14 protein-coding genes are annotated in these 14,681 nt (G+C 62.3%); 7 read left to right on the forward strand and 7 right to left on the reverse strand.

Annotated elements, in window-relative coordinates; genetic code table 11:
* Positions 1 to 100: 100 nt before the first annotated feature.
* The 3 genes from mraZ to dinB all read right to left on the reverse strand — a co-directional run bounded on the left by mraZ (position 101) and on the right by dinB (position 2,869).
* Positions 101 to 532, reverse strand: a complete 432-nt coding sequence (gene mraZ / locus BLW08_RS22230) for a division/cell wall cluster transcriptional repressor MraZ (protein ID WP_018779285.1) — start codon at positions 530 to 532, stop codon at positions 101 to 103.
* 467 nt (positions 533 to 999) lie between these two features.
* Positions 1,000 to 1,368 carry a DUF3040 domain-containing protein gene (locus BLW08_RS22235; RefSeq protein ID WP_090825628.1) on the reverse strand — a complete coding sequence of 123 codons (369 nt, stop codon included), beginning with the start codon at positions 1,366 to 1,368 and terminating at the stop codon, positions 1,000 to 1,002.
* A gap of 238 nt (positions 1,369 to 1,606) precedes the next feature.
* Positions 1,607 to 2,869 (reverse strand): DNA polymerase IV, encoded by a 1,263-nt coding sequence (dinB, locus tag BLW08_RS22240; protein WP_091328281.1) that lies wholly within the window; start codon positions 2,867 to 2,869, stop codon positions 1,607 to 1,609.
* A 71-nt stretch (positions 2,870 to 2,940) separates the two neighbouring features.
* On the opposite strand from dinB, the gene BLW08_RS22245 reads away from it, so the two are divergent.
* Both BLW08_RS22245 and BLW08_RS22250 read left to right on the forward strand, forming a co-directional pair.
* The gene (locus BLW08_RS22245; protein ID WP_090825622.1) at positions 2,941 to 3,507 is read left to right on the forward strand and encodes a hypothetical protein; all 567 of its coding nucleotides are present in this window, start codon (positions 2,941 to 2,943) and stop codon (positions 3,505 to 3,507) included.
* Positions 3,504 to 4,598 (forward strand): polyprenyl synthetase family protein, encoded by a 1,095-nt coding sequence (locus BLW08_RS22250; protein ID WP_090825619.1) that lies wholly within the window; start codon positions 3,504 to 3,506, stop codon positions 4,596 to 4,598. Before BLW08_RS22245 ends, BLW08_RS22250 begins: the two co-directional genes overlap by 4 nt.
* Before the next feature lie 130 nt (positions 4,599 to 4,728).
* Here the strand turns inward: BLW08_RS22250 and BLW08_RS22255 are convergent, their stop codons facing one another.
* Positions 4,729 to 5,082 carry an Rv2175c family DNA-binding protein gene (locus BLW08_RS22255; RefSeq protein ID WP_090825614.1) on the reverse strand — a complete coding sequence of 118 codons (354 nt, stop codon included), beginning with the start codon at positions 5,080 to 5,082 and terminating at the stop codon, positions 4,729 to 4,731.
* Between the two features lie 257 nt (positions 5,083 to 5,339).
* Between BLW08_RS22255 and BLW08_RS22260 the strand changes: the two genes are divergently transcribed.
* Positions 5,340 to 6,680 carry a LysM peptidoglycan-binding domain-containing protein gene (locus BLW08_RS22260; protein WP_091328284.1) on the forward strand — a complete coding sequence of 447 codons (1,341 nt, stop codon included), beginning with the start codon at positions 5,340 to 5,342 and terminating at the stop codon, positions 6,678 to 6,680.
* Positions 6,681 to 6,755: 75 nt separating this feature from the next.
* Positions 6,756 to 8,828, forward strand: a complete 2,073-nt coding sequence (pknB, locus tag BLW08_RS22265) for a Stk1 family PASTA domain-containing Ser/Thr kinase (protein ID WP_091328285.1) — start codon at positions 6,756 to 6,758, stop codon at positions 8,826 to 8,828.
* Between the two features lie 78 nt (positions 8,829 to 8,906).
* On the opposite strand, the gene BLW08_RS22270 is transcribed toward pknB, so the two are convergent.
* Together BLW08_RS22270 and BLW08_RS22275 are read right to left on the reverse strand one after the other, a co-directional pair.
* Entirely contained in the window at positions 8,907 to 10,310 is a 1,404-nt protein-coding gene (locus tag BLW08_RS22270; RefSeq protein WP_091328287.1) for a class II 3-deoxy-7-phosphoheptulonate synthase, read from the reverse strand.
* Positions 10,311 to 10,376: 66 nt separating this feature from the next.
* Positions 10,377 to 11,168 (reverse strand): lysophospholipid acyltransferase family protein, encoded by a 792-nt coding sequence (locus BLW08_RS22275; RefSeq protein ID WP_090825738.1) that lies wholly within the window; start codon positions 11,166 to 11,168, stop codon positions 10,377 to 10,379.
* A 109-nt stretch (positions 11,169 to 11,277) separates the two neighbouring features.
* On the opposite strand from BLW08_RS22275, the gene BLW08_RS22280 reads away from it, so the two are divergent.
* Genes BLW08_RS22280 through BLW08_RS22290 form a run of 3 tightly spaced genes read left to right on the forward strand, consistent with a single transcriptional unit; the run spans position 11,278 to position 13,395 of the window.
* The gene (locus BLW08_RS22280) at positions 11,278 to 12,066 is read left to right on the forward strand and encodes an alpha/beta hydrolase (RefSeq protein WP_090825735.1); all 789 of its coding nucleotides are present in this window, start codon (positions 11,278 to 11,280) and stop codon (positions 12,064 to 12,066) included.
* Positions 12,063 to 12,866 carry an alpha/beta hydrolase gene (locus BLW08_RS22285; protein WP_091328288.1) on the forward strand — a complete coding sequence of 268 codons (804 nt, stop codon included), beginning with the start codon at positions 12,063 to 12,065 and terminating at the stop codon, positions 12,864 to 12,866. Before BLW08_RS22280 ends, BLW08_RS22285 begins: the two co-directional genes overlap by 4 nt.
* Positions 12,853 to 13,395 (forward strand): hypothetical protein, encoded by a 543-nt coding sequence (locus BLW08_RS22290; protein ID WP_091328290.1) that lies wholly within the window; start codon positions 12,853 to 12,855, stop codon positions 13,393 to 13,395. The genes BLW08_RS22285 and BLW08_RS22290 overlap by 14 nt, the downstream gene beginning before the upstream one ends.
* 57 nt (positions 13,396 to 13,452) lie before the next feature.
* Here BLW08_RS22290 and BLW08_RS22295 read toward each other — a convergent pair whose 3' ends face one another.
* Positions 13,453 to 14,511, reverse strand: coding sequence for an ROK family protein (locus BLW08_RS22295; RefSeq protein ID WP_090825596.1), 1,059 nt, complete (start codon positions 14,509 to 14,511; stop codon positions 13,453 to 13,455).
* Positions 14,512 to 14,681 lie beyond the last annotated feature (170 nt).

Genomic DNA, 14,681 nt, shown 5'->3' on the forward strand with positions numbered 1-14,681 from the left:
TTCCGCCGGCCTGGCTCAGGGGAAGGTGAGCCAGGAAGACTGTTCGATGGGCGGCTGGAGATCCCATTCAAGAAGCGGTACCGCTGTTCCCTCCGACCGGTTAGATGAACCCGGGCAGATTGTCGTCATCCGTTTCCGAGAAGGCGGCTTCCTTCTCGTTGAGGTACTCATTCCAAGCATCGGCATCCCAGATCTCTGCGCGGGTACCGGCACCGATTACTGCCAGTTCCCGACCAAGGCCTGCATATGCCCGGAGCGCCGGCGGAATCGTCACGCGCCCCTGCTTGTCAGGTACTTCGTCAGAGGCTCCGGACAGAAAAACGCGAATGTAATCGCGAGCCTGCTTGGAAGACAGTGGTGCCTCCCGCATCGATTCGTGAATACGCTCGAATTCCTTCTGGCTGAAGACGTAGATGCAGCGTTCCTGGCCCCTGGTGAGGACCAGTCCCTCGGCAAGCTCCTCACGAAACTTCGCGGGAAGTATGATCCGGCCCTTTTCATCGAGACGCGGCGAGTGAGTACCCAGAAACACTGGCCCCACCGCCCCTCAGTCAAGGTGCCCGTTCATGCCCCAACACTGCCACTACCCTCTTATGCGCTCCACTTTACTCCACAACGCCCCACAGTCAACGCAGGAAGGGGTGTTTCTCCACCACTTTGAGATTCAGGAGGCCTGAAATGGCGCGGGATTCCGCGCTGCGGCGGAAAGTGGAGGACGTGCACCGGCAGCTATGGGCAGGACGGGATTCGGTAGGTGAGATTGACTTCACAGGGCCGAATCCACCATTTTTAGCCCCTTGGCCGGAGGAAAGTGCCCCCTGGTGGTGGAAAGTGGAGTCAGGGGCGCGCAGTGGAGGATGTGGCCCCTGTTGACGGTCAGGCTCTTTAAACGCGAAAAGACCCGCAGTGCGGGTCTTTCGTTGATCCCCTCGGGAACATCAGGGGCAAGCTTCAAACACGTTGGTCACCGGCCGCCACATGCGGGACCGGAGCGGCTGCTCAGGAGTCGTCGCGACGCCGTTCGTCCCATCGCTCTTCCAAGCTGCTCATGAAAGAACTCTTGGGCTTGGCCTTGCCTGGCTTTCCTTTGTTGGCCTTACCGAAGGCCGCACCACGCAAGGTGGCGAAGTAGACACCAGCACCCATGACAACAAAGCCGAGGACACCCACCGGTATCGCCTGCAATGAAACCCCGACAAGCAAGAGGAGGATGCCGGCAATGGCGCCTAATACGCCGATGATTACATGCCGGGTTGACCAACTGCGGATGGGATCCGAACCCATGGTGTTGGCAAACTTCGGATCGTCCTCGTGAAGTTGCTTTTCGAGTTGCTCAAGCAGCTTCTGTTCATGCTCCGAGAGGGGCATCGCGACCTCCTTTAGTCAGCCAGCGTCTGGACACAACGCGTCTTGTGCGTCTGTTACCCAAAACGATCGGACCAAGAAAATCGTTCCCAAAATTCCCTCTTGGTTCAGCGGGCATCTTAGGGCCGACTGTTCAGGAAACAGTTTGTCCAGACGATCTAAATCTCTGTAATAAATAGGATAGTTTGTCCGACGCCGTTCTGAAAGACGCGTGGAGCCCGGCGGCGCAAGCAGACAAGTTCTAATGACCGGTTGGAGGCTTCCCCGGTTCCAAAAGACGGGCCGGCAGCAGGGTTTTGGAACCGAAGCGTTCCGACACCCGGTCCAATGCCTGCTCGGCAGCGCGCCAGTTGTCATCACGGCGGTCCAGACTCAGCTGAAGTGATGTCTGGCCAGCTGGTTCCAGTTGCTCTGCCCGTACTCCCACCAATCGGACGCTCATGGATCGTGAGCCCAACGATTCCAGAAGCTGCACGGCAACCTGGTAGATCATCTGCGCGCTGTCCACCGGAGAGTGCACGGTGCGGCTGCGCGTCACGGTGGAGAAGTCCGAATAGCGCAGCTTAAGTGCCACGGTCCTGGCGAGCATCCCCGAACTCCGCAGACGGGCTGCCGTCCGGTGCGACAACCTCAACAATTCCCGGTGGAGCAAGGCGTCGTCGCCGGTGTCGACGGAGAACGTCTCTTCGGCCCCAATGCTCTTCTCAAGCCGGGTGGGGGTGACAGGGCGAGGATCAACACCCATGGATAAACGGTGGACATGTTCGCCGCTGGCCCCCAGGACCTTCTTCAGCGATGCCAGTGGCGTGGCGGCAACATCAGCCACGGTGCGGATTCCCAGGCGCGCCAGGACCTCCGCGGTCTTTCCACCGACACCCCAGAGCGCATTCACCGGGAGGCTGTGGAGATAGGGAATAGAGTCCTCGGCATCGATCTGAAGGATGCCGTCAGGCTTGCATCGCGTGGAGGCGATCTTCGCCACAAACTTGGTACTTGCGATTCCCACGGACGCAGTGATGCCAAGTTCGGTCTGGACTCTTTGGCGAATGAGGTGGCCGATATCCAAAGGCGACCCGAGCCTTCGAATGGCCCCTCCCACGTCCAGGAAGGCTTCGTCAACGCTGAGCGGCTCCACCAAGTCAGTGATGGATGCGAAGATCTCCATGAGCTGCGCGGAAACTTCGTAATACACAGTGTGCCGGGGATTGATGATTACTGCGGCAGGGCACCGCCTCATGGCGATTGACATCGGCATGGCGGACTTCACGCCCGTGGCGCGGGCCTCGTAGGAAGCCGAAAGCACCACTGAGCGCTCCGCGGGAAATCCGACTATGACTGGCTTGCCGCGGAGTTCGGGGCGGCTGCGTAGTTCCACCGAGACGAAGAAGGCGTCCATGTCCACATGAAGGATGCTGGTTCGCCGCATTTCCCGCAGTGCATCTCCAGCGCTGCGGGCGGCCTCATGGCCGGCACCTGGGGCGCCGCCGAATGCTTCCTGCCTCACAACGGCAATACTATGCCCGGCCACTGACTAAACTGGAGGCACAGTCAGGCTCAGCCCCAGGAAGGAACACTGTGAAGCTCTTTGGAACTCCTCAATCGCGAGGGTTTGCCCTGCTCGCAGTAGGTGTCGCCGTGGCGGCCTCGGCATGCACACCGTCATCCGATGGTTCGGCCGCTCCATCCCCTACGGGAACGTCCACGCCGTCGTCCGCGTCGTCGCCTGCAGGCTCCGCGTCGTCGCCCGTCCCGGAAACCACAGGTTTCACCGAGTCAGCCACCCCTGCGCCCGGGACAACGGCGACCGTGAACGCACTGGTTCCCGGCTTCCCTGAGCAACTCATTCCGGTCATGCCCAAAACATCGGTTCGCTCCAGCAGCTTCGATAAGAGCGCTTCGCTGGCCACAGTGGCCTTGGTGGGGACCATCAAAGCTCCGCCGCAGGGTGTCGTGGACTATTACAAGGCTTCATTGGAGGCCCAGGGCTTCAAACTTGTTCCCGGGCCGGAGGCCGTGGGCAACGTCACCTCCCTGGACTTCATCCGCGGCGACGGCGAAACGGTTAACGTATCGGTGCGGCAGAAGGAAGGCGTCTCCACCTTCACCATCGGCGCCAACGTGGCGTCCGGGTCCGTCAAGTGACGGCCGTCTCCCACATCACGTCAGAACAGACGCAGTTCATCAATGGCGTCTCCGGAAGATTGAAGGGCTTCCTGTCGGATCAGCAGGAGGTCATGGCAACCGTCTCCGCCGACGTCGCACCGCTCATCGGGTCCATTTCACATCTGGTCACGGGCGGCAAACGCCTCCGCGCGCTGATGTGCTACTGGGGTTGGAGGGGTGCCGGCGGCCGTGCGGAGGACCCCAACATTGTTACCGCGGGATGTGCCCTGGAACTCTTTCAGGCGGCAGCTCTCATCCATGACGACATCATTGACCGTTCGGATACGCGCCGTGGTGGTCCCAGTGTTCACAAGCGCTTCGGCCAACTTCACGAGATCAATGGCTGGGCCCTCGACAGTGGGCGCTTTGGCGACGCCGCTGCCATCCTGACAGGCGACCTGTGCCTATCCTTCAGCGAGGAAGCGTTCACCGAGATCGGCCCCCGGGCTGCGGCGGGAACTGCCGCGCGCCGGATCTTCAATGTGATGCGTGCAGAAGTAATGGCCGGGCAATACCTTGACATCCTGGAAGAGGTAGCGGGCCCGGTCCGCGATCGGGCAGGTTCTGTGGACCGCGCGCAATCGATCATCCGGTACAAATCCGCCAAGTACTCCACTGAACATCCCCTAGCCTTGGGCGGTGCACTGGCTGGAGCGCCCGCTGAGCTCTTGAAAAGCTACTCGGAATTCTCCTTGCCACTTGGCGAGGCCTTCCAGATGCGGGACGACGTCCTGGGAGTCTTCGGCGATCCTGAAACCACCGGCAAGCCCGCCGGCGATGATCTGCGTGAGGGAAAGCGCACCGTTCTGGTTGGCTTTGCCCTTAATCAAGCGCCTGCAGCGGAAGCGGACTACCTTGACCGCGTGCTCGGTAGCCCGGGTCTCGGTGAAACAGACGTAGCCGAGATTCGACGCATCATGGTTGATTGCGGCGCTTTGGACGCTACGGAGACCCTCATCGCAGAGCTCAGTAACCGCGCCTTCGGAGCTTTGGAGCGCCTGCCGCTTGACGAGGTCCCGTTGCGGGCCCTTGGCCAATTGGCGGAGGCAGCTGTCAGCCGCGCCGCTTAGCAGGAGTCAGTAGCGTCGGCGCAAGCCAACGGCAGCAGGACATGACGCAGACGACGACGGTGGGAACCGTCGTCGTCTGCTTTTATTTGTCTTTACTGCCGGGGAAGGCGACAGCGCAGGGAAGGCGACGCTACCAGGCCAAAGACTGGGCGCGGCGCCTGATCTCTGTCTTGCGCCCCTCGCGCAGTGCGTCGATGGGGCGGCCCCGCAGTGATTCGTCCGGGGTGAACAGCCAAACGATCAGTTCTTCGTCGTTGTAGCCGGCATCGCTGAGAACCGCAATGGTTCCCTTCAAGCTGTCCACAACATGCCCATCCTGGATAAACAAGGCCGGGATCGAACGGATATTCCGTTCTCCACGCCTGGTGGCTACCAGTGCACGTTCGTCCAAAAGTCCATGGACTTTGGTGATGGATACTTCCAACAGTTCGGCAACATCCGGCAGCGGGAGCCAGTCGGAAACAAGGCTTTCTACATTACTCACGGATCAAGGTTGCCACGCCGCCCCGCCCGGCGCCTAGCCGGAGCCCGACGCCGGTATCCAGGGATCGCCGGTTTGTCGCCATTTCATTCCGAATAAATAGCTGCGGATAATCCGTGACGCCGGGAATTCTTGTGCCGATTGAATAAGTGTGAGAGATTCACACTGATCACACTTGCACCATTGATAACATCAGTAACATTGGTAACACTGACAACAGCGCTAACAATCGCCCCCGCTGTTGAGATGAGGACACTTTCATGACGACGCCCCGCTCGCCGAAACGAACCATGAGCATGCCGGTCATCGCGGCAACCACGGCTGCGCTTCCCGCCGTGGTTTTGTCTTCGCTTGCCCTGGCTCAACCGTCCATGGCTGCCCCCGCCCCGCAGCCCCGCAAAATCCCTGCGACCCTTGCTGCCGCCATGAAGGCCCAGGCGGTCAGCACCGCCACCGTGATCCCTGCCCAAGCGGTCGCGGCAACCCTCCCGGCTGCACTGCGCCCCATGGCCCCGTCAGTTCCGGACACCTACACGATCGTCCGCGGAGATACCATCAGCGCCATTGCGCGTCGATTCAACCTGGACACCAATGCTGTGCTCCAGCTGAACAAACTCACGGCCACGACGCTGATCTACCCGGGCCAGACCATCAAACTCAAGGGCACGGCTACCTCCGCACCCGCGCAGCCTTCGGCCCCGACGACTCCCACTGCCCCCAGCAACGCAACGGTTTACACCGTGGTGTCCGGGGATACTTTGGGCGCAATCGCCGCCAAGCATGGCGTGCCGCTGTCCAGCATTTTCAGCTGGAACAACCTCAACGGCAGCTCCATCATCTACCCCGGGCAGAAGATCAAAGTCAGCGGCGGAACCGCGCCCGCGACGCCGTCAACTCCTGCTCCAGCGCCCGCGCCTGCGCCCACTCCCCTGGCCACCACGGGCTCGTACACCATCAAGGCCGGCGACACCCTGAGCTCCATCGCGTCACGCCACGGAGTTTCCTTGAGCGCCTTGATGACGGCCAACAACGTGACAGCAACCACCGTCATTTACCCAGGCCAGAAGCTCACTATCCCCGGTGCCAGCCTCCAGCCGGCCGGCGACACCAAACCGCTGGTACCCAGCACGTTCCTGGGCTTCACCTACCCGCCGGCTGTTGTCAGCTCCGCCAACGAAAACAAGGCATTGCTTAATGCCTCCCCCGTTCCCAGCCGCGCTGAGATGAAGGGCATCGTGGCCGATACGGCACGGCGGATGGGCGTGAGCCCCTCGTTGGCTTTGGCCTTCGCCGAACAGGAATCCGGTTTTGACCAGCGGGCTGTATCGCCCGCCAACGCCATCGGCACCATGCAGGTCATCCCGTCTTCCGGTCAGTGGGCCTCTGACCTTGTGGGCAGGAAGCTCAACCTTCTGGATCCGTACGACAATGCAACGGCAGGTGTCGCCATCATCCGGGCGCTGATCGCCACGAGCAAGGACCTGGACACGGCGATCGCCGGCTACTACCAGGGCCAATACTCGGTCAGCAAGTACGGCATGTACGACGACACCAAGCGTTACGTCGAGTCGATCAAGGCCCGCCAGCGCACCTTCGGCTAGGCACTTTCAAGCACCTCGGGAGGGGTCCGGATCCTTTGTGGATTCGGGCCCCTTCCCCGTCTCGTTTAGGATCGTATGGTGCAAGAACCAACGCAGGACCACCTCATCGGGACCACTGTGGATGGGCGATACCACGTCCGTTCACGCTTGGCGCGGGGTGGAATGTCCACTGTTTACCTGGCCACGGACCAGCGCCTTGAGCGCGACGTGGCCCTCAAAGTCCTGCACCCGCACCTGGCCAACGATCCCACCTTCCTGGAGCGGCTCAGCCGGGAGGCCAAAGCTGCCGCCAGCCTCTCCCACCCCCATATTGTGGGCGTACTGGACCAAGGGGAAGACGGTCATATCGCCTACCTCGTCATGGAGTACGTCCAGGGACATACCCTTCGAGACACCCTGAATGATCAAGGTGCGTTGCCCCCGCGGCTGGCCCTGGCTCTGATAGATCCTGTTATTGAGGGCCTGGCAGCGGCACACAATTCGGGATTGATCCACCGCGACATCAAACCTGAAAACGTCCTCATCGCGGACGATGGACGTATCAAGGTGGGCGACTTTGGTCTGGCCAGGGCAGTCTCGGCCAACACCAGCACCGGTGCCTTGATTGGCACAGTGGCCTATTTGGCTCCCGAGCTGGTACTCGGACAGCCGGCGGATGCGCGCAGCGACATCTACTCAGCGGGCATCATGCTGTACGAAATGTTGACGGGCAAGCAGCCCTACGCAGGGGACTCCCCCATCCAAGTTGCGTACCAGCACGTCAATGCTGTGGTGGGCCGTCCTTCGGACGCCGCTCCGGGCCTCGCTGAGGATCTGGATGAGCTGGTCCAATGGTGCACAGCGGCCGACGCCGAGAACAGACCGGTGGACGGAACGGCCCTGCTGGCCGAACTCCGCCACATCCGCACCACCCTCTCTGACGAACAGCTCGATCACCGGCAGGGCCCGGAACCAGCAGCTCCCTCCACCGCGCCCACGTCAGTCATCGTCCCTCCGGGCAGCCCCGCCGGGAATCCAACCGAAGCGCTTGCCACCACGGCCTCGCCCACTGAATTCATCTCACAGCAGCGCAATCCCACCACGATCATGGCCGCGGGGAGTCCTGCGTTTCGGCAGTCCGGGGCGTCCATGGCCGGGCTGGACCGCGATGAAGACCAGCGCCAGCCCGGCAAGCGGGAATTGAAAAGGATCGAGCGGCAACAGAGCAAGGACCGCGCGCGGGCAGCTGCTACCCCGGTTCGCCCGCTACGGGAAGGCAATCCACGTCGTCGTGGGGTGATTTGGACAATCGTCATTGTCATCCTGGCGCTCCTGGCAGCATCGGCCGGATGGTTCTTCGGCATGGGGCCGGGGTCGCCAGGCACCGTACCCGACGTCAAGAACAAGACAGTCGCCGAGGCCCAGCAGCTTCTCCGCACGGCTGGCTTCCAATCTGAGCCGCGGGATGTCTTCGACGACGACATCGGCGCCGGCCTGGCAGTCGGCACGGAACCCGAGTCGGGCGCCGAAGTACGAAAGTTTCAATCCATCACCCTGTTCGTCTCCAAAGGCGCCCAGCTGTTCGCGTTGCCCGCCTTGGCCGGAGGAAGCCTGGCCGAGGCGAAGACAGCTTTGAACACCGCTGAGATGGCCCTTGGCAACGTCACTGAAGCTTTCGACGAAAAGGTACCGGCCGGCGTCGTTATTTCCCAGGACCCCGCACAGGGCACGGAGGTGCGGCACGGAACCCCGGTGGCTATGGTGGTCTCCAAGGGGCCGCAGCCTATCCCTGTCCCGGATGTGAGGGGTCAGGCCCAGGATGCTGCCGTCAAGGCGATCCAGGACGCTGGACTGAAGGCTGTGATCGCTCCGGAGACCGTCAACGACAAGACCGTCCCCAAGGGAGCGGTGGTTTCCCAGACGCCCGCCAACGGCACTCTCATCAAAGGCGAGTCCGTGACGTTGACCGTCTCCAAGGGACCAAAGTTGGTCAAGGTCCCCAGCTTCATCGGCAAGCAAGCCAAAGAAGCCCGGCAACAATTGGAAGCGCTGGGCTTTGATGTGAAAGTGAACGAAATCCTGGGCGGATTCTTCGGTACAGTGCGCGACCAGAATCCGGTGGACAAAGAAGTACCCGAGGGCTCCACTATCACGCTGACGGTGGTCTAGGACTCCAGCAAACGTAAAAGGCGCGGTTCGGATGATTCCGAACCGCGCCTTTTACTTTTAAGCGTTAGCGCTGGATATTCAGCGCTTGGAGAGGGCCCCAGCCACCAGGAACGCCATCTCCAGGGACTGCATGTGGTTCAGGCGGGGATCGCAGACTGACTCGTAGCGGTCCAGGAAGGCTTCCTGATCGATCGGGTCGGCCCCACCCAGGCACTCCGCGACGTCGTCGCCCGTCATCTCGACGTGCAGGCCACCCGGAACAGTACCCAGCGCCTGGTGGACCTCGAAGAAGCCGCGGACCTCGTCAATGACGTCATCAAAGTTGCGGGTCTTGTAGCCGTTCGGCGAGGTAACCGTGTTTCCGTGCATCGGATCAGTCACCCACAGCACCTGGGCGCCGGAGGCGGTCACACGTTCGACGACGGCCGGCAGCTTTTCGCGGATATTCCTGGCACCCATGCGGGTGATGAAGGTGAGACGTCCGGGTTCCCGGTTGGGGTCCAGCTTGTCGATCAACCGCAAGGCATCATCGCCGCTGGTACCGGGGCCGAGCTTAACGCCGATGGGGTTGCGCACGCGGGACAGGAAGTCCACGTGTGCGTGGTCGAGTTCACGGGTACGCTCACCAATCCACAGGAAGTGCGAGGAAGTGTCGTAGGGCAGGCCGGTCCGCGAATCGATGCGGGTCAGCGCACGCTCATAGTCCAGCAGCAGCGCTTCGTGGCTGGCAAAGAATTCCACCCGCTTGAGTGCCTCAAAGTCGGCACCGCAGGAATCCATGAAGCTGATGGCGCGGTCGATGTCGCGTGCCAGTGATTCGTAGCGTGCGTGTGCCGGGTTCTCCGTGAACCCCTTGTTCCACTGGTGAACCAGGCGAAGGTCCGCAAAACCACCCTGGGTGAAGGCGCGGATGAGGTTCAAGGTGGAAGCGGACGTGTGGTAGGCCTTCAGCATCCGGCCGGCGTCGTGCGCGCGGGACTCGGGAGTGAAGTCGTAGCCGTTAACGATGTCGCCGCGGTACGCGGGCAGTGTCACGCCATCGCGGGTCTCGTCATTGGACGAGCGCGGCTTGGCGAACTGGCCTGCCATGCGACCCATCTTGATGACAGGCATCGCTGCGCCGTAGGTCAGGACCACTGCCATCTGCAGGATGGTCTTTACTCGGGCGCTGATCCTGTCCGCCGTGGCGGCCTCAAAGGTTTCAGCGCAGTCACCTCCCTGCAGGAGAAAGGCTTTGCCCTGTGCGGCAGCCGCGAGTCGCTCCCTCAGAACGTCCACTTCTCCAGCGAAAACCAGGGGCGGAACCACTGAAAGTTCCTTGACGGAGGCCTTGAAGACTTCAGCGTCCGACCATGTGGGCTGCTGGGAAATCGGCAGGTCCCGCCAGGCGTCAAGCCCGGGATAGTTCGCCGCGCCGCTTTGGGCGGTGCTGGCGAGGGGATCTGCTACGGAGGATGCGGTGTTCGCGGTTAGCTCAGTCACCCTTCAAGAGTAGTAGCCTCCGGCCGGGTTGCGGGACTGGAGCCGTAACTGATGGTGCCGCCTGCGTCACAGTTTCCCCGGGGATTCGTCCCCATCTGCCCGGGGTTCATCTTTGTCGTCGGCAACATCCTCAGCGGTGTCTTCGGCTGCTTTCACCTGATGGACCGGTTCGGGACCCTTGCCTGCCAACCGGGCCTTAACCACCGCCGCGTATTCATCCACGTATTCCTGGCCGGAGAGCCGCATCAACTCGTACATAATCTCATCCGTCACAGCCCTTTGAATCAGGCGGTCGTCCTCCATGCCGTAGTAACGGCTGAAGTCCAGCGGCTGCCCGAAAATCAGGCCAATCCGACGGATATTCGGCAGCCGCTTGCCGATGGGTTGGACTTTCTCCGTACCAATCATGGCGACGGGCACCACCGGTACCCGCGTTTCCAGTGCTAGACGGGCGACGCCGACCTTGCCGCGGTAGAGCCTGGCATCCGGGCTGCGCGTGCCTTCCGGATAAATGCCCAGCAGGCCGCCGCCGTTCAGGACGTCCTTGCCGGCTTGCAGTGACATCTCCGAGGCCGCGCCGCCGGACCGGTCCATGGGCAGTTGGTTGCTCAGCCTGAAGAAGAGGGCCGTGAGCCGCCCCTTAATCCCCTTACCCGTGAAGTACTCGGACTTGGCCAGGAAGATCACCGGGCGGTGCACCATCAAGGGCAGGAAGATGGAATCTGAAAACGAAAGGTGGTTGGACGCCAGGATCGCGGCGCCGTTCTCAGGAACGTTGTCCAAGCCTTTAACCCAAGGACGGAACAGGAGCTTGAGGATGGGACCCAGAAAGATCCTCTTCATGACCCAATAGAACACGTTTGTCCTCTCACGGCCGACGGTTGGCATGCTTCCGGCAACCCGGCGGGCACTCAACAGCAACCCTACTCCAGTGAGAAATCTCCGGAAGAGTGACACGATGGGACTCATGACGGAACGCCCCTCACCCTCTGCGCCGCTTGCCTTCCACCATCCCGGCCATGGGCCCAATGCCTCCATTGGCGTCGCCATCTGCCATGGATTCACTGGCAGCCCGCTGAGCATGCTGCCCTGGGCAGAGTACTTGGCCGCGCAGGGATTTGCTGTTTCGGTGCCTCTCCTCCCCGGCCACGGCACCAGTTGGCAGGATCTGGCAACCACTCGGTGGCAAGACTGGTACCGGGCCTTCGAGCAGAGCTATCTGGACCTCGCCGGACAGACCAGCACCTGTTTTGTCGCGGGGCTGTCCATGGGAGGCGCTGTGGCTCTTCGCGTCGCCGCCCTCCACGACGTTCCAGGGCTGGTCCTGGTCAATCCTGGCCTGAGCTTTTACGACCGCAGGGTCCGGTATGTAGGCGCCCTGAAGTATGTCATGAGGACCACCACCCCCATCGTGGAAGACTCACCGGCTCCGGCCACCGCTGAGACTGGCGACTATTCCAAGACGCCCCTGAAATCGGTGCATGAACTCAAGAAGCTGTTCCGCGCGGCGACTCTCGGTTTGCCCCGGGTGGAAGCACCGGCCTTGGTGTTCAAGTCATCCGTGGACGGTGTCATACCGCCCAGCTCCGTGGCCACTATCAGCAAGCACATCGCAGCGTCCCGCCTGAAGATTGTCACGCTTCCCCACAGCGGCCACGTTGCCACGCTTGATGTTGACGCCCCCACCATTTTTGAAGAATCAGCAGAGTTTTTCCGTCAGCACGCCAGCGACAGAGTAGCCTCAGAGTCATCATGAACAAGCTTCCGGATTTCTCGCCGTTCCTCAGCAGTTGGAACGGGATTGGGCCGCGCGTTGGTGTAGTAATGTCCCACGGGTTCACCGGCAGCCCGCACAGTGTCAGGCCGTGGGCGGAGCACCTGGCAGCGGCCGGCTTCGCCGTCAGGCTGCCCCTGCTGCCCGGCCACGGCACCATATGGCAGGACATGGCCAAGCGCTCGTGGCGGGAGTGGCACCGCGCGGTGGATGAGGCCTACCTTGAGCTCGCCGCCGAGTGCGACTACGTTTTCACGGCGGGTCTGTCCATGGGCGGCACGCTGGCACTGCGGATCGCTGCCACGCGTCCCGTTGCAGGCACTGTTGTGGTCAACCCGGGGCTGGTCCTCGACGATCCCCGCGCCGTGATTGTGGCCGCGCTGAAGTACGTGGTGAAGACAACTCCGGCCATTGCCAACGACATCCTTAAACCGGACCAGGACGAGGGCGCCTATGCCCGTACGCCAGTTGCCGCTGCCCACCAACTGAAGAAGATGTACAAAGACACAGCAGCCATCCTTCCCCGCATCAGCTCGCCCGTACTCGTCTACAAATCCACAGTGGACAACGTCATCTCCACTGCCAGCCTGGAGTTCCTGCGTGACCGGGTGACTGCACCGGTGGATGTCCGCTACCTGGGCAACAGCTACCACGTAGCCACTCTCGACAACGACGCCCCGGAGATCTTCGAGGGTACCGTGGAATTTATCCAAAGAACCGTTGCAACCCTGGCCGGACGCGGGCCCTCCCCCGAAAAGGACACAGCCCATGAACAGGCCTGATCCCAACTCTGCAGATCAGAGCGCCAACAAAGACGACGACGCCGTATGGCTGGACCTCGTGGCACGGCTGGAAGCCACGGAGTCCGGAGCGGGTGAACCGGCAGCTGCCGACAACGCTGAGCAGGCCTCGGAGGCCGGCACTTCACAGTCTGAGTCGAACAAGACCTTCAAGGACTTCGACCCCTTGGGCCTGTCCACGCCAGTGACGGAGCCCGCACCCGAAGCCACGGCAATTCCGGCGGCCACCGGCCGCTCCCTGGGACCTCGCGACTTCGAGGTCGATGAAGAGGACGACTCGTTCGTTCCTGAGGAGCCCGCGAGCCTTGCCGGCACGGAGCCACTGACCATGCTGGCATGGGTTGGTGCGGTGGGAGGTCCCATTGCCTTGCTTCTCACGGCAATGTTCTGGCGTTCCGCGCCCCTGACCGCCATTTTAGGAATTGTTGCCGCTTTTGTGGCGTCGGTGGTTTTCCTCATCATGCGGCTCCCGCAGGAAAAAAATGACAACGACGACGGCGCCCGCATCTAGGTGCCTATCCCCTCTGCCGCATGGTCGCTACGGAGGGATCGCGGGAGATATCGGAGTCTAGTGGTGCGCGCGGCCACTGACGCGTGAGAGGTCCGCCGCGCCGATCATGCCGGCACGCGGACCCAATGCCGCCAATTCAATCCTTGCCATGGGTCGGAAGCCCCGGCCGGTAAGGTTCTTCGCGAACGATTCACGAGCCGGTCCAGCCAGCAGGTCACCTGCGTCGCACAAGCCTCCTCCGATCACGAACATTCCAGGGTCCAGGGCTGCGGCGAGGTTGGCCAGGCCGAGCCCCAGCCACTCTCCTTGGTCTGCCAGGAGTTCCCGGGACGTAGCATCGCCTCCGAGGGCCAGCGCTGTGACGGCTGCTCCCGTGATGTTCCCGGCGGTACCGCCTGCCCGCTCCAAAAGCGCCCGGCCCTCCGGTGAGTTGGTCCGCACGAGCTGCCGGGCTTCGCGTCCCAGCGCATTGCCGGAGGCGTACTGCTCCCAGCACCCCCGGTTGCCGCACTCGCACCGGTGTCCGCCAGGAAAGATGATCTGGTGCCCAAACTCGCCGGCCACGCCGTAACGTCCCCGCTCCACGCGGCCGTCCATCACCATTGCCCCGCCAATGCCGGTACCCAAAGTGATGCACACCAGCCGGCTCTCGCCCTGGCCTGCTCCGAAGCGCCATTCCGCCCAGGCAGCGGCATCTGCGTCGTTGGTCAGGAGGACAGGACGCCTCAGCAGCTTCTGCAAGCTCGCCCGAAGGGGCTCGTTTCGCCAGGCGAGATGCGGGCTGAACAGCACTGTGCCGCCGTCGAGGTCCATCCAGCCGGCCGCGCCGATGCCCACGGAAGCTACGCGATGCCCTGCGCTGAGCTCGTCCACCAGTTCCACTATGGTCTGCTCGACTGCACGGGGGTCTGCACCAGGAGTGGATCTGCGGGCCTCGTCAAGAACCCGGCCTTCGGCGTCCACCACACCGGCGGCCACCTTGGTGCCACCGATATCGATTCCGATCGCCAGGCCCCGCCGGCCCAAGTGGCTGCGGCGGGCGGCCCATGGCACGTCCTTCCAAGCTGCGGCCGGAGGCCTGAATCGTGCGCGGGAACTGGACCGTAGTGCGGGCATCCCATCATCTTATTCCGCTGGGCAACGCACCCCTGCATCACAGGCGCCTGATGGCCCCGAGTTGCTTGAAATGACGGCTCATCCGTAAAGTTACCCGCCAGTAGGTGAAATAGGACACACCTCCGCGAGCGGGCATACTAGAGTGAAAGCAGCCCCCTCGTGGCCCGTGG

Source organism: Arthrobacter sp. cf158 (assembly GCF_900106835.1).
Lineage (GTDB): Bacteria > Actinomycetota > Actinomycetes > Actinomycetales > Micrococcaceae > Arthrobacter.